Source organism: Pseudomonas sp. GW821-FHT04C07, from assembly GCF_059420325.1.
The window spans coordinates 231856-248589 of record NZ_JBWKTM010000002.1; the positions used below are offsets into that span (position 1 = coordinate 231856).

General features: G+C 58.8%; 14 protein-coding genes. 1 reads left to right on the plus strand and 13 read right to left on the minus strand.

Going from position 1 to position 16734, the window contains the following annotated elements; translation table 11 throughout:
* Positions 1-105: 105 nt before the first annotated feature.
* The 4 genes from AC07UI_RS04650 to argH form a co-directional block, all read right to left on the minus strand.
* Positions 106-930 carry an ABC transporter substrate-binding protein gene (locus AC07UI_RS04650; RefSeq protein WP_494991375.1) on the minus strand — a complete coding sequence of 275 codons (825 nt, stop codon included), beginning with the start codon at positions 928-930 and terminating at the stop codon, positions 106-108.
* 42 nt (positions 931-972) lie between these two features.
* Positions 973-1737: an amino acid ABC transporter ATP-binding protein gene (locus tag AC07UI_RS04655; protein WP_494991376.1), complete on the minus strand. Its 765-nt coding sequence runs from the start codon at positions 1735-1737 to the stop codon at positions 973-975.
* Positions 1738-1757: 20 nt separating this feature from the next.
* Positions 1758-2636, minus strand: coding sequence for an amino acid ABC transporter permease (locus AC07UI_RS04660; RefSeq protein WP_494991377.1), 879 nt, complete (start codon positions 2634-2636; stop codon positions 1758-1760).
* Between the two features lie 198 nt (positions 2637-2834).
* Positions 2835-4262, minus strand: a complete 1428-nt coding sequence (gene argH / locus AC07UI_RS04665) for an argininosuccinate lyase (RefSeq protein WP_494991378.1) — start codon at positions 4260-4262, stop codon at positions 2835-2837.
* A 303-nt stretch (positions 4263-4565) separates the two neighbouring features.
* On the opposite strand from argH, the gene AC07UI_RS04670 reads away from it, so the two are divergent.
* Positions 4566-5531, plus strand: a complete 966-nt coding sequence (locus AC07UI_RS04670) for a LysR family transcriptional regulator (protein ID WP_494991379.1) — start codon at positions 4566-4568, stop codon at positions 5529-5531.
* A 313-nt stretch (positions 5532-5844) separates the two neighbouring features.
* Here AC07UI_RS04670 and AC07UI_RS04675 read toward each other — a convergent pair whose 3' ends face one another.
* Genes AC07UI_RS04675 through arnB form a run of 9 tightly spaced genes read right to left on the minus strand, consistent with a single transcriptional unit; the run spans position 5845 to position 16264 of the window.
* Positions 5845-7452 carry an ArnT family glycosyltransferase gene (locus tag AC07UI_RS04675; RefSeq protein WP_494991380.1) on the minus strand — a complete coding sequence of 536 codons (1608 nt, stop codon included), beginning with the start codon at positions 7450-7452 and terminating at the stop codon, positions 5845-5847.
* A gap of 8 nt (positions 7453-7460) precedes the next feature.
* Positions 7461-8840, minus strand: a complete 1380-nt coding sequence (locus tag AC07UI_RS04680; protein ID WP_494991381.1) for a UDP-glucose dehydrogenase family protein — start codon at positions 8838-8840, stop codon at positions 7461-7463.
* The gene (arnF, locus tag AC07UI_RS04685; protein WP_494991382.1) at positions 8837-9244 is read right to left on the minus strand and encodes a 4-amino-4-deoxy-L-arabinose-phosphoundecaprenol flippase subunit ArnF; all 408 of its coding nucleotides are present in this window, start codon (positions 9242-9244) and stop codon (positions 8837-8839) included. Before arnF ends, AC07UI_RS04680 begins: the two co-directional genes overlap by 4 nt.
* Positions 9241-9585, minus strand: a complete 345-nt coding sequence (gene arnE / locus AC07UI_RS04690; protein ID WP_494991383.1) for a 4-amino-4-deoxy-L-arabinose-phosphoundecaprenol flippase subunit ArnE — start codon at positions 9583-9585, stop codon at positions 9241-9243. Before arnE ends, arnF begins: the two co-directional genes overlap by 4 nt.
* Entirely contained in the window at positions 9582-11231 is a 1650-nt protein-coding gene (arnT, locus tag AC07UI_RS04695) for a lipid IV(A) 4-amino-4-deoxy-L-arabinosyltransferase (protein ID WP_494991384.1), read from the minus strand. The genes arnE and arnT overlap by 4 nt, the downstream gene beginning before the upstream one ends.
* Positions 11228-12112, minus strand: a complete 885-nt coding sequence (arnD, locus tag AC07UI_RS04700; protein ID WP_494991385.1) for a 4-deoxy-4-formamido-L-arabinose-phosphoundecaprenol deformylase — start codon at positions 12110-12112, stop codon at positions 11228-11230. Before arnD ends, arnT begins: the two co-directional genes overlap by 4 nt.
* Positions 12112-14103 (minus strand): bifunctional UDP-4-amino-4-deoxy-L-arabinose formyltransferase/UDP-glucuronic acid oxidase ArnA, encoded by a 1992-nt coding sequence (arnA, locus tag AC07UI_RS04705; protein WP_494991386.1) that lies wholly within the window; start codon positions 14101-14103, stop codon positions 12112-12114. The genes arnD and arnA overlap by 1 nt, the downstream gene beginning before the upstream one ends.
* Positions 14100-15119 (minus strand): undecaprenyl-phosphate 4-deoxy-4-formamido-L-arabinose transferase, encoded by a 1020-nt coding sequence (gene arnC / locus AC07UI_RS04710; RefSeq protein WP_494991387.1) that lies wholly within the window; start codon positions 15117-15119, stop codon positions 14100-14102. Before arnC ends, arnA begins: the two co-directional genes overlap by 4 nt.
* A 5-nt stretch (positions 15120-15124) precedes the next feature.
* Positions 15125-16264 (minus strand): UDP-4-amino-4-deoxy-L-arabinose aminotransferase, encoded by a 1140-nt coding sequence (arnB, locus tag AC07UI_RS04715; protein WP_494991388.1) that lies wholly within the window; start codon positions 16262-16264, stop codon positions 15125-15127.
* Between the last annotated feature and the right edge of the window lie 470 nt (positions 16265-16734).

Here is a 16734-nt window from a genome sequence, read left to right on the forward strand (position 1 = left end):
AAGCCCGCGTTATCGTTAACGTCCATCGCGAGCGAGCTCCTACAAGGGGCGGACTTCGAATCAGTCGTCAATCTCGACCTTTGCGAAACCCACCCAACCGAAAACCTACTTACCGTTATTGATAGCCACCGTCTCGATCGCTCCCTGGCTCAGGTCCCATTTCTTCAGGATGCTCTGGTAGCTGCCGTCGGCAACCATGCTTTGCAGGGCAACTTTGATGGCTTCGGCCAGCTGCGGGTTGCTCTTGCTGACGCCAAGCCCCGAGAACTGCACGGAGATCGGTGTGCCGAGGGTTTTGAAGGTGTTGGCTTCCTGAGTCTTGAGGTACGACAAGGTTTCGCTGCCTTGCATCGCCGCATCCAGTCGACCTTGGCGCAGTTGTGCGCGGGCATCAGCCGAGCCTTCGGAACCCACCACTTTTATCGCCGGTTTGCCGGCCGCTTCGCAGTTGGCTTTGCTCCACTCGGCGATTTCTGCCGGGAAAGTAGTCCGGCGGCTGGTGCCGACGGTTTTGCCGCACAAGTCGATGCTGTCATTGATCGCGGTGTTTTTCTGCAAGGTGTAGAACTGCGGACCGCTGGTGAAATAGTCGACAAAGGTCACGGTTTGCTGCCGCTCGGCGGTGTCGGTCATGCCCGAGAGCACGATGTCCACACGCTTGGTGCTCAGCGCGTTGATCATTTGCTCGAAGCCGGTTTCCTGCCATTTGATCTTCACCCCCAGACGTTCAGCCAGGGCGTTGCCCAGGTCGTAGTCGAGGCCGGTGAGGGTGTTGCTGGCCGGGTCCTTGAAATCCATCGGCGGGTAGTTGGGCATGATTGCCGCAACGATTTCGCCCTTGCTCTTGATACTGGCGGGCAACTCGGTGGCCCAGACTGCGGATGAAGCCAATAGACCGGTGATGACTGCTGGAATGACAAATTTCTTCATGGTCGTTCTCTTTTTGAGTTGTTGTGAGATCCGAAACCGGACCTAGGTGCGAACGGCAGAAATGAAGCTTTGGGTGCGAGGGTTTTGTGGACTTATTAGAATTTCTTCGGGGCTTCCAGCCTCCACGATCTGCCCGCCATCCATAAACACCATGCGGTTGGAGACTTCGCGAGCGAAGCCCAATTCATGGGTGACGACGATCATGGTCATGCCGGTCTGCGCCAGATCGCGCATCACCGACAGCACCTCACCGACCAGTTCCGGGTCGAGTGCCGAAGTGGGTTCATCGAACAGCATCAGTTTCGGGCGCATGGCCAGGGCACGGGCAATGGCTACCCGTTGCTGCTGGCCGCCGGAGAGTTCGATCGGGTAGCTATTGCGTTTGTCGGCCAGGCCGACCCGCGCGAGCAACTCCAGGGCATCCTCCTGGGCTTCCTTGGGCGAGCGCTTGAGCACCTGGCAAGGGCCTTCGATGATGTTTTGCAGCACCGTCATGTGCGGGAACAGGTTGAAACGCTGGAACACCATGCCGGTGGCCAGGCGCTGGCGGGCAATCTGCGCTTCGTTGAGTTCGTGCAGCTTGTTGCCGACGATCCGGTAGCCCACCAGTTCGCCGTCGACCCAGAGACCGCCCTTGTCGATTTTTTCCAGCTGGTTGACGCAACGCAGCAGGGTGCTCTTGCCGGAGCCGGAGGGGCCGATCACGCACAGCACTTCACCTTGCTCGACTTCCAGGCTGACATCTTTGAGCGCGTGGTAGTTGTCGTAGTACTTGTTGAGGCTGACAGCCTTGACGATGCTTCTCATGTTCAATTCTCCAGCGCGGCTTAAGAGCGCTTACCAGCGCCACGGGCGAAGCGACGTTCCAGGCGGCTTTGACCGAAGGACAAGACGGTAACGGCGGCCAGGTACCAGATGCCGGCGACGATCAGCAATTCCATCACCCGGGCGTTGGCGTAGTAGATGTTCTGGGCGTTGTAGAGCAGTTCCGAGTACTGGATCACGCTGGCCAGGCTGGTCATCTTGACCATGCCAATGAACTCGTTGCCCACCGGCGGGATGATGATGCGCATGGCCTGAGGCAGGATGATCCGGCGCAGCGCCTGCAAGCGCGGCATGCCGATTGACTTGGCGGCTTCGTACTGGCCGGTGTCCACCGAGAGCAACCCTGCGCGTACCACTTCGGCGGTGTAGGCACCCTGGTTGATGCTCAACCCGAGGAGGGCGGCGATGAAGGGCGTCATCAGGCTGACGGTGTCCAGTTCGAACAGACCGGGTATGCCGATGGTGGGGAAGATCAGCGCCAGGTTGAACCACAACAGCAGTTGCAGGATCAGTGGCGTGCCGCGAAACAGCCAGGTGTAGGTGACGGCCACGTAGCGCAGGATCGGGTTCTGCGACATGCGCATGATCGCCGTGATGACCCCGAATACCACGCCCAGGGCCATGGCCAGAATCGCCATGACGATGGTATTGAACAGGCCGAACAGGATCGCTTTGGAGGTCAGGAACTGGCCGATGTACGACCACTCGATCTGGCCTTCGGCAAACGCGCGCACCAGCCCCAGCAAGGCGACGACGATCAGGGTGGCGAAGATGATTCGCCCGTAGTAACGCCGGGGTACGTGTTCGTACTGGGTAATGTCGAACTGATTCTCGGCTTGTTTGCGCTCGGCAAGGAGGCGCTGTGCCTGGGTCTGGCTCATGTTGTTTCTCCGAACGCAGGCTGACGGCACCTGCGGTCTATCGGTCATTCAAAAAAGGCAACGGCGAACACAGTAGGAGCGAGCTTGCTCCGGGCGGCGTTCCGACGATGGGCTCAAGGACGGCGCGTTTATTCAGAAAGCATGCGTTATCGTTAACGTCCATCGCGAGCGAGCTCGCTCCTACAGGTGTTCAGGGTTTCAGAGACGAAAGCCGTTGTAGTCCTCGGCCCATTGGTGCTGTGCGGCCAGGGCGGTTTTCAGCCGGCCGAGCTGCTCGCGCACCTGTTGCGGCGCGGTGCCACCCCAACCACTGCGGGCAGCGATCGCCGCTTCCAGGGTCAGGCTGTCGCGCACCTGCGGTGTCAACCGTGCATCGACCTCGGCGAGCAACGCCGGTGAGGCTTCCCAGAGTTCGATGCCGTGCTTTTCACAGGCCTGGACCAGGGCGCCGGTAATTTCGTGGGCTTCTTTGAACGGCACGCCGCGAACCGCGAGCCAGTCAGCAACTTCGGTGGCAAGGGTGAAGCCCAGCGGTGCCTGGCGACGCAACTCTTCGACGTTGACCTTCATGGTCGCGACCATTCCGGCCATGGCCGGCAGCACCAGCAGCAAGGTATCGACGGTATCGAGTACGCCGTTCTTGTCTTCGCTCAGGTCGCGGTTGTAGGACAGCGGCAAGGATTTGAGGGTGCAGAGCAGGCCGGTGAGGTTACCGATCAGCCGGCCAGCCTTGCCGCGTGCCAGTTCGGCGATGTCCGGGTTCTTCTTCTGCGGCATGATCGAGCTGCCGGTGGCATAGGCATCGTCCAGTGCGACCCAGCGGAACTGCCGGGATGACCACAGGCAAAACTCCTCGGCCAGGCGCGAAATGTTGATGCCGAGCATGCTGGCGACGAACAGGAATTCAGCGACGTGATCGCGGCTGGCCACGGCGTCGATGGAGTTTTCGCAGACACCGTTGTAGCCCATTTCCCTGGCCGACTGCTGGGGCAGACGAGCGATGGCGGAGCCGGCCATGGCCGCAGCGCCCAAGGGTGACAGGGCGGTGCGCGCGTCCCAGTCCACCAGACGCTGCACGTCGCGCAACATGGATTGGGCGTGGGCCAGCAAGTGGTGGGCGAAGACGATCGGTTGGGCCTGCTGCAGGTGGGTAAAGCCCGGGCAGATGCTCTCGATGTGCTGCTCGGCCTGGTCCACCAGCGCTTGCTGCAGAGCCAATACTTCGACCGTCAGGGTGCGGGCGTGGTCACGCAGGAACAACCGCAGGTCGTTGGCGGTCTGGTCGTTGCGTGAACGGCCGGCCCGCAGCTTGCCGCCCAGAGCGCCGAGACGCTCGGTCAGCAGACGCTCGATGAAGGTATGGACATCCTCGTCATCCTGGGTCGGGCTGATGCGAGCGTCGCGGAAATCAACGCCGATTTGCTCGAGGGCTGCGAGCATTTTCAGGGTTTCCTGCTCATCCAGCAGGCCTGCACGCTGCAATTCACGGGCATGGGCCTTGGAGCCAGCGAGGTCATACGGGGTCAAGCGGAAGTAGCGTTCGGGGCAACGCGACAGTGCCGCCAGGGCCTCGGAAGGGCCACTTTTGAAGCGCGCTCCCCACAGACGATCGGTAGGTTGAGTCATTTTTATTTTCCTCGTCGGTAACTCGAACTGAAGGCGGTACGCATGTCCGTAACAGGTGACCGGGGCTTAATCGAATAAGTCGGACCGTGTTGAGGTCATGCAGTTTTCAAGAGGGCAGTTGCAAGTGGCGAGAGCTGATCGAAGTGTCAACTTTAAATCGTTCGACATCAGCAGGTTGAGGCTGATTGATGGATTTATTTGTAGTTGCCAAGCCTTGTTTTCTGTGTTCATTATTATTGGTCGGCTATGTATTTGTTGTTGAGCACAGCCTGTTGAATAGGGCGCGTGAGGTAAATAAGCATTATGGAAACCCCACTTTCCAATTCTGGAAACCCACCACCGAAAACCGTGCATAGAGCACCTTTGGCGCTCAGTGGTCTGGATTTCAAACTGCTCAAGGTGTTCAAGGCTGTGGTCGAGGCCGGAGGCTTCAGTGCCGCCCAGAATGAGCTGAATGTGGGTCTTGCGGCCATCAGCAAACAGATCTCGGATCTGGAAATTCGCATTGGCATGCGCTTGTGTACTCGTGGTCGCGAAGGTTTTTGCCTGACCGAAGAAGGCACTCTGGTATATCAGGCATCGATCGAATTATTTGCCTCGGTTGATAACTTTCGGGATCGCCTTAGTTGCGCGCAGAATGAATTGATTGGCGACCTTAGTGTCGGCGTTATTGATAATACTATTTCAGATGAGCAGTCGCCGTTAGTGGCAGCGTTAAGGCGGATTCATGATGAGTCGCCCAAGGTCAGGTTTCGACTGCATGCGGCTCAATTAGATGAAGTGGAACGGGGCGTGGTGGAAGGGCGTTTAGTCGCCGGAATAGTACCCGTGTATCAAAAAAGAGAAGAGTTTGATTATTTTAATCTCTACGAAGAAAGATCAGAGGCTTACTGCGCTGTCGGGCATGCGCTGTTCAACGCGGCGGACAGTGACATGAGTGTCGATGTACTCAAGGACCATCAGTTCATCAATCACCGTTATGCCATTCATCGGGATAAAGCCAACTTTGCTGTCTACGACAGTGACTCCGCGTCGGCTTCTCAGGTTGAAGCCGTCGCCATGTTGATCAAAACCGGACGATTTGTCGGTTTTCTTCCGCAGCACTATGCAGCGGCTCTGGTGGCGCGAGGGGAGTTAAGGGCGCTGCGGCCGGATCTGATTAATTTCAGCACGCCATTCAATCTGATCTTGCGGCATAACATCGTTCGCAGCCCGCTGGTAAAAGCGTTCGCGAATGCATTGGGAGTCGACCTGAAGGCCGTTTCCTGATGGGCCAGTTGTCTTTGGAAATCCAGGGGCCGGGAGGCGCCTATGGTGTTTGAACGAGGAACTCAGAAGTAACGTTTCTGGGTCGCGTCTTATGACGGGTTGTTGAGTGGCTGAAGAACTTTATTCCGAGTCGCTGCTACGGGTTGATTATGATCCGCTAGAGGGACGCTCATAGGTGGCGGTTACCTATATCGCTGTCGGATTTTGCCGCAAAAAATTCATGCATGAGGGAATAGGTGGGGCCGTCAGAAATACTTCTGACGGCTGTATTGGAGGGCGTTAAGCGTTACCTGTCGCTTTGGCGGGAGGCCGGTCAGGGCTGTGCTTGCGGCAAGTGCAGCAGCACGTAGTCATTCTTGTCGAAACGCCCGGTCAGCAGCGGCTGTAATGCAGCGAATCGGGTGCCTTGCAGGGCGAGGTAGTCGGTTTTATCCATCACCAGCCACGCGGGCCCTTGCACTCGCTCAAGGTCTTGCGGCGCGTCAGTGAAGGTTGGTTGCAGGTCCTGCTCGAGATTGACCATGAACTTGATAGCCTTGGCGTCTTTCCCCATGGCGTGCAGGACGACGGTCGCCGGATCGTGCTGGATCATATCGTGAGCGGCGAGGGTGAAGGCGCGCGTGTCATACAACTCACGCTCGGCAGGCTCGACGACCAGGATGAAACTGGACCACACGGCCAGCACGGCGCAATACGCCAGCCCCACTGCACGCCAGCGGGATTTGAACAGCAGCGCCAGTGCCGCCAGTTGTAGCACTGCCAGGAGTATCAGCATCGAAGTGATCGAGGGCAGTTGCTCAGGAAACCGTCGTTGAGCGAACAACAACCCGGCGATCAGCAAGCCAGGCAGCAACAACCAGATCCCTTGCATCAAGCCTCGAAGCCAGAGGAACACCCGGCCTTGTGCGACCTGGAACGGATAAGCTGCAACGATTGCGGCCATGGGCACCATCGGCAACAGGTAGCGGGCTTTTTTGGCCTGTGGTATGGACAAACCGATCATCACGATCAGCCCGGCGGCAGCGCAAAAAAACAGCAAACGTAATGCCGGCCGTTGATGCTGACGACCAGCCGCTATCACCGATGCCAAAACCAGCAGCGCCAGCGGGTAGGCCAGCGCAAAGTTGCCAAGCGAACTGCTGAAGTAAAAAAACAGGCCGCTGGAGCCTTCTCTGCCGTCCATGCGCCCCATGAACTGCATGCGGATCACGTCCTGGACGAAGGCCGAACCACCGCTGACGTTCGCCAGCCACAGCAGCAGACCGATACCCGCCGCCAGCAGCAGCCCGGCCAGCAAGCCGACGCTGATCATCCGGCGCCACTGGCCGTTGAGCAGGTAATAGCTGCACAGCACACCAGTGGGTACCACCAGCCCGATGGGCCCGCGAATGGCAAAACCGAGTACCAGCAGCGCGAGTATCCAGACCAGCCGCCGTGGTGCGGCGAAATGGTCGGCGGCATAGCCCAGGTAGAACACGGTAAAGGTCACGGCCGCGACCATCTGGTCGAGGGACACGGCGCGGGTTTCGGTGATGAAGGTATTGGTCAGCAACAGCAGGGCGATGCTCAGCAGCGCCCAGGTTCTGGAGTAGGGCGCCACCAGGCGATACATCAGCGTGACGATCAGCGCCGAGGCAATAGCGCTGGGCAACCAGGCCGTCAAGGCGTTTACCTGGCCGAATGGCAGCGACAGCAGCCAGGTAAACAGGGTCGAGGTGGCCCAGTAGTCAGCGTAAGGCTGGCCATAGGTGGTCGGGAAGAATCCCGGCCCATGGCGCAGCATTTCCTGAGCGAACAGTACGAACCGCGTGTCGAAGCCTATCGCCGTTTGCTGGTAGACCCCGGCGCAGAACAGCAACAGCGCCAAAAGTCCCAGCCCTAACGACTGCTGACGGATCCTTGTCAATGGATAAGCGTGCACGCGGCCTCCTAGGCTACGACTGGGGCGGATGGCCACTGCTGATCAGGGATTGGCAGGTTGCGCGACTCGCCACGACCCATCGGGAAGTACTTGAAGCCTTTGCGTGCCAGACGATCGGCGTCATACAGGTTGCGCCCGTCGAAGATCACCGGGGCTTTGAGCCGCTGCTCGATCAACTTGAAATCCGGCGCCTTGAACTGTTGCCATTCGGTGCAGACGATCAAGGCATCTGCGCCCACCAGTGCGGACTCTGGCGTACCCATCAACGACAGGTTTTGTTGATTCGGGTACAGCCGTTGGGTCTCTTGCATGGCTTCAGGGTCGAAGGCCCGTACCTGTGCGCCGGCAGCCCATAAGGCTTCCATCAGCACCCGGCTTGGCGCATCGCGCATGTCGTCGGTGTTGGGTTTGAATGCCAGGCCCCAGAGGGCGAAGGTCTTGCCCTTCAGCTCACCCTTGTAGAACGCGTTGATGCGCTCGAAAAGCTTGTGTTTCTGCCGCTCGTTGATGGCCTCGACCGCCTGCAGCAGGTCGCTGGAGCAGTTCGCTTCCTGGGCACTGTGGATCAGGGCGCGCATATCCTTGGGGAAACACGAACCGCCATAGCCGCAGCCAGGGTAGATGAAGTGGTAGCCGATGCGCTGGTCCGCACCGATGCCCATGCGTACGGCTTCGATATCCGCACCCAGGTGTTCGGCCAGTTCTGCGATCTGGTTGATAAAGCTGATTTTGGTCGCGAGCATGCAGTTGGCTGCGTACTTGGTCAGTTCGGCACTGCGCAGGTCCATGAAGATGATGCGGTCATGGTTGCGGTTGAAGGGCGCGTAAAGTTCGCGCATCACTTCACGGACTTCTTCACGTTCGCAACCGATGACGATGCGGTCAGGGCGGCGGCAGTCGCTGACGGCCGAACCTTCCTTGAGGAATTCCGGGTTGGAAACGATATCGAATTCCAGGGTGCGCCCGTCCTTGTTCAGGACTTCTTCGATGTGCGCCCGCAGGGTGTCGCCTGTGCCGACCGGAACAGTAGATTTTTCCACGAGAATCAGCGGTTCGACCCGATGGCGTGCGACCGCGTCACCCACGGACAAGACATATTTCAGGTCGGCCGAGCCGTCCTCGTCCGATGGCGTGCCGACAGCGATGAACAACACTTGCCCGTGTTCGATTGCCAGCTTTTCGTCGCTGGTGAAATGCAGGCGCCCGCTCTCCAGGTTCTCCTTGACCATGGTCTCCAGCCCTGGTTCAAAGATAGTGACGTGGCCTTTCTGCAGCAATTTGATTTTGTTCTGATCGACGTCCATGCAGATGACATCATGACCGACTTCAGCCAGGACAGTTGCCTGCACCAGACCTACATAACCGCTACCAATTACGCTGATTTTCATACGGAGTCCCTAGGACGGGGTATACGTGAAGAGTTAATGGTGATAACACCGAGCATGACCAAGGCCACCCCCAGTGTTTTGGACATACTGAAGTGTTCATTGAAGAACGGCAAACTGGCTGCAAGCAGATACACCAGGGCGTAGCTGATGCTCAGCAAGGAATAGGCCCTGCCCAGTGGCAGGTCACGCAATGCGGCGAGCCAGCAGAGCATGGACAGGGCATATGCCAGGATAGAGCTGAACACTATTCCCAGTGCCAGCAGATCGACACTGCCGCCGGTCAGGGCTTCGAGCCACTGCGCCGGTGCTGGCAAACGGGTCATGCTCCAGCGCATACCCAGTTGCGCACCGCTGACCAGCAGCACGCTGCCCATGGCGAAGATAATCCCGCGGCGCAGATTCATGCGTGTACTCCCAGCAACACGACACCGGCAATGACCAAGGCGACTCCCAGCCAATGACGACTGTCGACATGCTCATGGAACACGAAGCGCGCGACCAGGGTGATGAGTACGAAATTCAGGCTCAGCATCGGATAAGCGATACCGACTTCCAGTCGCTGCAATACCAATAGCCAAACCAGCAAACCGAAACCAAGGCAGGCGAGGGCGAGCCACAGCCATGGGGAGAGCAGCTTGGCGATCCAGTCATGATCTGTCCCGCGCCAGCTTTCCACGGCGTATTTCTGGGCGATCTGCCCCATACAGGTCAGCAGGCAAGCGGTCAGTAGTAACAGCAGGGTCATGGCGCACTCTGGGAGAAGATCAGAATCACGATATTGCCTTGCTCATAGCGCTTGGCATCTTTGGGAAGCAACTCGATCTCATGCAGTTCGTCGTCGCTTTTGACCCGCATCACCACGCCGACCGAGCCGGTCTTGCGGGCGTCGCTCATCCATTGCTGAATCTGCTCGAGATTGACCTGGCGCTGGGCGGAGTCGGGATAAGCCAGGCCATATTTCACCTCGCCTACGGTGTTGTACAGCGCCACATCCGGGCGTTGCAGACGCCAGGCCAGGGCCGAGGCGGCACCCAGGTCATTGCTCAGCAGTTTCCCGGTCTGGCCAAGTTCCTGAGCATGGTCGATGATGAATTGGTCGGGCATCTTGTTGTAGACCAGCGAGTTGGGCAGCGCAGCAGGTGCCAATGCCACCAGCAGCCAGCTGCCGAGCGCCGGAGCGGCCCATAGCCGCAGCGGCCTGAACGCTTGCACAAGATTGCAGATGATCCAGCCGAACAGCACGATGAACACCAGCACCAGATTCTGGAGTTCATCTACGTACACCGGTTCCTTCAGCTGGAAGTAGACCAGCGCCAGCAGAGCGAGCAGGCCCAGTACCGCGTTGAGGAGCCCGTTCAGGCCGATAGCCCGGCCGCGCGCTGCAGCCACTCGATCCATCAGCGCATTGCCCATCAGCAAGGCCAGCGGCAACAGGCAGGGCATGATATAGGTCGGGAGCTTGCCTTTGCTCAGGCTGAAAAACGCCAGTGGCAGCAACAGCCAGAGCAGCAGGAACCCGATGCTGGCCTGACGTTTGGTTTGCCAGGCCTGTTTGAATGTCGAGGGCAGCAACCCGGCCCATGGCAGACTGAAAGCCACCAGCATCGGCAGGTAGAACCACCAGGGTTGAGAGTGCTGGGCATCGTCCCCGGCAAAGCGCCGAATGTGCTCATGCCAGAAGAAGAACCGCCAGTAGTCCGGTTCTTGAGCGTGGACGGCCAGGACCCACGGCAAGCTCACCGCAATTGCCACCACGACCGCTACGCAACCGTAGGTCAGCAACTCACGCAAACGCTTTTGCCAGAGCATGTAGGGCAGGGCGATCAACACCGGCAACAACCAGGCCAGGAATCCTTTGGTCATGAATCCCATGCCGCAGGCCAAACCCAATGCTGCCCACGCAGCGAGGCGGGCGCGTTGATTCACGCTATCGAGCGCAAACCACAACGCCACCAGGCTCAAATTGACCCAGAAGGTGAATTGCGGATCGAGATTGGCATACCCGGCCTGGCCGGCGATCACCGCGAAGCTCGTATAGAGCAGGGCGCTGGTGAAACTCTTGCGAGGATCATTCCACAGGCGGCGAGCGATCAGGTAGGCCAGGACTACACTCAAGCCGATGCTCAGCGCCGAGGCGATCCGTACACCGAATAGATTGTCGCCGAACACGGCCTGACCGATAGCGATCATCCAGTAACCGGCGACAGGTTTTTCGAAATAGCGAATGCCCATGAAGTGCGGGGAAATCCAGTCACCGCTCAGGAGCATTTCCTGACTGATTTGGGCGTAGCGGGTTTCGTCCGGAATCCACAGCCCGTGAGAGGCCAGAGGCAGCAGATAAAACAAACCGAATGCCAGCAACAGCAAAGGCAACGCCCAACGGTTGGTCATGCGCCTTGCACTCCCAGCCAACCCTCGCGACCCTCCAGGGCACCGCGTATCACCCGGCCTGCAGGCAAGCTGCCAGGCTCGGCGGGCAGCAAATTGCCCAAGGGTTGAAACTGGATGTCACGTTGACTGGCCGTAGCCAACAGCTGACGAAAATCGTTAGCCATCAGAATCCCTTCTACTTCCGCATGAATCGTGTAGACGTTCAGCTTTTCAGGGCTGAAACGATCAAGAATGAATGAGTTGAAATCATTGGCGGCAACCACCGGCCCGACGACTTCGTCGAAAGTCGGCAAGTCGACCGGAATCTGTGGCGCGCCCAGGCTGCCGTCAGCCAGCCGCGGCTGGAACAGACTCTGACCGCGACAATCGCTGTTGTAACGGAAGCCAAAACGTTGCTTGGCCTCGATGACGCGTTCATCGGCACGCCAACCGGCAGAGGCCGAACAATCGACAGCCTGGCCGATAATATCGCTCAGACTGTCGACGCCACGACGAATTTGCTCGATCAGATCCGCTTCACTCCAGCGCCCGGCGTTGGCTTGCCAGCCATGGTGATCCCAGGCGTGCAAACCAACCTCATGCCCGGCCGCAAGCGTCTGACGCATGAGATGCCCGAGATCACGACCGATGGGTTTGCCTGGCCAGGCAGTGCCGGCCAGCAAAATATCCCAGCCGTACAAACCGGCCGCATTGGAGCGCAGCATCTTCCAGAGAAATTGCGGACGGATGAGGCGCCATAAATGGCGCCCCATGTTGTCCGGACCAACGCTGAAGAAAAACGTCGCCTTGACCTGTGCTTCATCGAGCATCTCCAACAACCGGGGTACCCCCTCACGGGTACCTCGGTAGGTGTCGACATCGATCCGAAGACCTGCCTGCATCAGCGCTTGTCCGCGATTTCGAGCATGGCTTCACGCAGGAAGAAGTCCAGTGTGTTGCCGATGGTTTCGCTCATCTCCACGGTTGGCTCCCAGTTCAGCAGGCGCTTGGCGTTTTCGATGCTTGGCTTGCGGTGTGCCACGTCCTGGTAACCGGTGCCGTAGAACGCCTTGCTCTCTACGTCGCGGAAACCGGCGAACGGAGGGAAGTTGGCGCGCAGCGGGTGAGCTTCGAACTGACGCAGCAGTTCTTCACCCAGCTGACGGATGCTGGCTTCGTTTTCCGGGTTACCGATGTTGATGACCTGACCGTTGCAGGCATCGTTGTCGTTGTCGATGATGCGTGCCAGGGCTTCGATGCCGTCGGCGATGTCGGTGAAGCAGCGCTTCTGCTCGCCACCGTCGAACAGGCGGATTGGCGTACCTTCCACCAGGTTGAGGATCAGCTGGGTGATGGCGCGGGAGCTGCCGATACGGGCCGAGTCCAGACGGTCCAGGCGCGGGCCCATCCAGTTGAACGGACGGAACAGGGTGAAGTTCAGGCCCTTGGCACCGTAGGCCCAGATCACGCGGTCCAGCAGTTGCTTGGAAACCGAGTAGATCCAGCGCTGCTTGTTGATCGGACCGACCACCAGGTTGGAGGTGTCTTCGTCGAAGTACTGGTCCTGGCACATGCCATAGACTTCGGAGGTCGACGGGAAGATCACGCGCTTGTTGTACTTGACGCAGTAGCGAACCAGTTTCAGGTTCTCTTCGAAGTCCAGTTCGAATACGCGCAGCGGGTTGCGGGTGTATTCGATCGGCGTGGCGATGGCCACCAGCGGCAGGACCACGTCGCACTTCTTGATGTGGTACTCGATCCACTCGGAGTGAATGCTGATGTCGCCTTCCACGTAGTGGAAGTTCGGGTGGCTGCGCAGGCGCTCGATGGCGTCGGAGCCGATGTCCAGGCCGTAGACTTCGTAGCGGTCGTCACGCAGCAGGCGCTCGGACAAATGGTTACCGATAAAGCCGTTCACACCGAGGATCAGTACGCGGGTACGGCGTGGCTTGCGGCCGGATTCGGCACCGCGCAGCACGGAGCCGTCCACCAGGCCCAGCTCGTTAGCCAGGGAAGGACCGGCCAGGTACAGGCCATTGTCATTACGCTGACCAAAAGTGATTACCAGCGAGTCTTCACCGCAGGCGATGCGCAGCGGGTTGACGCTGATCACACGACCTGGTGCCAGGCCTTCGTTGCCCTTGGCGACTTCAGCGCTCCAGACAATCAGTTTGTGCTCGCCCACGTCGCAGAAAGCGCCCGGGTAAGGCTGGGTCACGGCGCGAACCAGGTTGAACAGCTCTTCGGCAGGTTTGTTCCAGACAAGCTTGCCGTCCGCTGGGGTACGACGACCGAAAGAAGTGGCCTTGGATTCGTCCTGGGCGGTTTCGGTGACTTTGCCCTGAACAAGCAGCGGCAGGGTGTCGCGCAGCAGGTTGGAAGCGGCTTCACGCAGCTTGCCGTGCAGGCTCAGGGCGGTATCGGCACGGTCGATCGCGACACGTTGCTGGGCGATGATTGCGCCAGCGTCGGCACGCTTGACCATGCGGTGCAGGGTCACGCCGGTTTCGGTTTCGCCGTTGACCAGTACCCAGTTCGCTGGAGCGCGGCCACGGTAGGTTGGCAGCAGCGAGCCGTGCAGGTTGAACGCACCTTTGCTGGCGGTAGCCAACAGTTGCTCGCCCAGCAGGTTGCGGTAGTAGAACGAGAACAGGTAGTCCGGGTTCAGTTTGGCGATGCGCTCGATCCACAGCGGGTGGTTGGCATCTTCCGGTGCGTGCACGGGAATGCCTTTACGGGCGCACAATTGGGCTACTGAGCCGTAGAAGGTGTTTTCCTTCGGATCATCGGCGTGGGTAAACACGGCAGCAATCTCGAAACCTGCGTTGAGCAGTGCTTCGATACCTGCACAGCCGATGTCGTGGTAGGCGAAAACAACAGCTTTTGGATTCATGGCGAAACCTGATCAGTAGTGGTGGAAGGCAGACCGTCGACAGTGACAACGGGAGCAGGAGTAGCGGGTTTGTTACGTAGGATTTTTTCGATAAAGAAGCGCGGCCGGGCGCGGACATCGCTGTACATGCGGCCCAGGTATTCACCCAGAAGGCCCATGCCGATGAACTGGCCGCCGGTGAACACAAAGAGCACTGCGAACAGTACGAAGGTGCCGTCACCCGCCCAGCTGGCGCCGAATATCAGGCGCAGGAAGATCAGCAGGAAGGCAAACAGCGCTCCCAGTGCCGCGAGGCTGAACCCAATGATGCTCAGCAGTCGCAACGGGGTAGTGGTCATGCAGGTCAGCAGATCGAACATCAGGCTGATCAGGCGCATCGGGCTGTATTTCGACTCGCCATGCTCGCGCTCGGCGTGCTGCACCAGGATTTCGGTGGTGTGACGGGCGAAGCTGTTGGCCAGAATCGGGATGAAGGTGCTGCGTTCCCGGCAGGCCAGCATGGCGTCGACGATGGTGCGGCGGTAGGCGCGCAGCATGCAGCCGTAGTCGCTCATGGCGACACCGGTAGAGCGTTGCACTGCCAGGTTGATCAGTTTCGACGGCCAGCGGCGCAGGGCCGAGTCCTGACGATTGTTGCGCACGGTGGCAACGACGTCGTAGCCCAGTTCGGCTTGTTCCACCAGACGGGGGATTTCTTCCGGCGGGTTCTGCAGGTCGGCGTCAAGGGTAATGACCACATCGCCTTTGCAGTGCTCGAAACCGGCCATGATTGCTGCGTGCTGGCCGTAGTTGCGATTGAGAATGACCGCGACCACTGAACTGCCTTCACGCTGGGCGGCTTCTTCTAGAAGCTGTGCCGAGTTGTCGCGGCTACCATCATCGACCAGGACGATTTCATACTCGTGCTTGAGCTGCTGACAGGCCGCTTCGGTACGGCGCAGCAATTCAGGCAAGCTTTCTTCTTCGTTGTAGACCGGGATAACGATCGACACACACTTAATCGGATAAGGTCTCAAAGGCTTCAGTCCAGAATGTTTTCAATGGCGCTCGCGACACGCTCGACATCGTCGAGGGTCATGTCGGGGAACAACGGGATCGAACACAGGCGTGCCGAGTTCCACTCCGTATTGGGTAAATGGATGTTCGGGAAACGCTGGCGGTAGTAAGTATGCAGATGGGTTGCGACAAAGTGAATGCCGCTGCCGATGTTTTGTTCCTGTAATGCTTTCATGAAGGCATCACGATCGCGCCCACAACGCTCGGCGTCAATGCGCAGAATGAACAGATGCCATGTATGTTGTTGCGGGTAGCCCGGCATTTTCAGCGGTTCTACCGGCAATGCACTCAGGCGCTTCAAATAGGCTTGCGCCAGTTCTTCGCGTTTGGCATTGATTTCATCCAGGCGCTGCAGTTGCACCAGTGCGATCGCCGCATTGACGTCGGCCAGGTTGTACTTGAAGCCGGGCTCGATCACCTGTGCCTGCGGCTTGCGGCCATGGGTCAGGCGATCGTAGGCATCAACCCCCAAGCCATGAAATTTGAGCATGCGTACCCGGTTGGCGAGGGCCTCATCGTCGCTGACAAACATCCCGCCTTCGGCGCAGGTCATGTTTTTGATCGCGTGGAACGAGAAGATTGCCGTGCCTTGGGCGCCGACTGCGCGGCCGCGATACTGCGTACCGACGGCATGGGCGGCGTCCTCGATCACGGGGATGCCATGCCGGGCCGCCAGCGCATAAAGTGGATCCAGGTCAAAGGCAGCGCCAGCGTAATGCACCGGGATGATTGCCTTGGTCCGAGGGGTGATTGCCGCCTCAATGGCATGGACGTCGGTCATCAGTGTGTCGCGGTCGATGTCGACGAAAACCGGTGTTGCCCCCAACAGGCAGATCATATTGGCGGTGGAGACCCAGGTTTGCGAAGGCGTGATCACTTCGTCGCCTGGACCGATCCCCAATGCCAGCAAGGTGATGTGCATCGCGCCAGTGGCCGAAGACAGCGCCACGGCATGCCGACAGCCCACACGCTCTGCGAATTGTTCTTCGAGCTGCTGGTTTTTCGGGCCGGTAGTAATCCAGCCAGAGCGAAGTACCTGCTCAACGGCGGCAATCTCTTCATCGCCAATGCTGGGACGTGAGAAGGGGAGAAACGGCTGGTTCATCAAGACCTCGGGTAAAACGGGTAGGGGGCGCAGGCAATAAAACGGGTTAAAACCAGGATGTCATTCAGTGAAATTGTTCAAGCCGGGCATTCGACAGTGTCCATTCCAGAGGTCGGATGCGGGCGATCCATGCGCACCGTGAGTAAAGACCAATAGGCTGAAAAGTAAATAAGGATCAATACTTTATCGTCATCGCCCGGAATTGTCACCCGTTGCTGCAGTGGGGCTGTAGTGTCTGCACCATCAACGTGATGGCACCCTATTCTCCGGGGCGAGGTTAAGCGTAAAAATGTGAAACTAATATGAAAAATAGGGCAACAGACTGTTTATCTCGGGGCCAGACAGCTAATGTTCAGAGTTTTTCAGGTTTTTTGGCCCGGCGGCTTTCTCTGGAAAAATATCTGTCGGTCCTTTTGGACGCGTCAGGGAAGGGCATCACTCAGTCGGTGGCATTCGCAGTGGCCGTTGTT

Coding starts and splice junctions, on each gene's coding strand:
- AC07UI_RS04650 (WP_494991375.1), bottom strand. CDS start 930: ATGAAGAAATTTGTCATTCCAGCAGTCATCACCGGTCTATTGGCTTCA.
- AC07UI_RS04655 (WP_494991376.1), bottom strand. CDS start 1,737: ATGAGAAGCATCGTCAAGGCTGTCAGCCTCAACAAGTACTACGACAAC.
- AC07UI_RS04660 (WP_494991377.1), bottom strand. CDS start 2,636: ATGAGCCAGACCCAGGCACAGCGCCTCCTTGCCGAGCGCAAACAAGCC.
- argH (WP_494991378.1), bottom strand. CDS start 4,262: ATGACTCAACCTACCGATCGTCTGTGGGGAGCGCGCTTCAAAAGTGGC.
- AC07UI_RS04670 (WP_494991379.1), top strand. CDS start 4,566: ATGGAAACCCCACTTTCCAATTCTGGAAACCCACCACCGAAAACCGTG.
- AC07UI_RS04680 (WP_494991381.1), bottom strand. CDS start 8,840: ATGAAAATCAGCGTAATTGGTAGCGGTTATGTAGGTCTGGTGCAGGCA.
- arnF (WP_494991382.1), bottom strand. CDS start 9,244: ATGAATCTGCGCCGCGGGATTATCTTCGCCATGGGCAGCGTGCTGCTG.
- arnE (WP_494991383.1), bottom strand. CDS start 9,585: ATGACCCTGCTGTTACTACTGACCGCTTGCCTGCTGACCTGTATGGGG.
- arnT (WP_494991384.1), bottom strand. CDS start 11,231: ATGACCAACCGTTGGGCGTTGCCTTTGCTGTTGCTGGCATTCGGTTTG.
- arnD (WP_494991385.1), bottom strand. CDS start 12,112: ATGCAGGCAGGTCTTCGGATCGATGTCGACACCTACCGAGGTACCCGT.
- arnA (WP_494991386.1), bottom strand. CDS start 14,103: ATGAATCCAAAAGCTGTTGTTTTCGCCTACCACGACATCGGCTGTGCA.
- arnB (WP_494991388.1), bottom strand. CDS start 16,264: ATGAACCAGCCGTTTCTCCCCTTCTCACGTCCCAGCATTGGCGATGAA.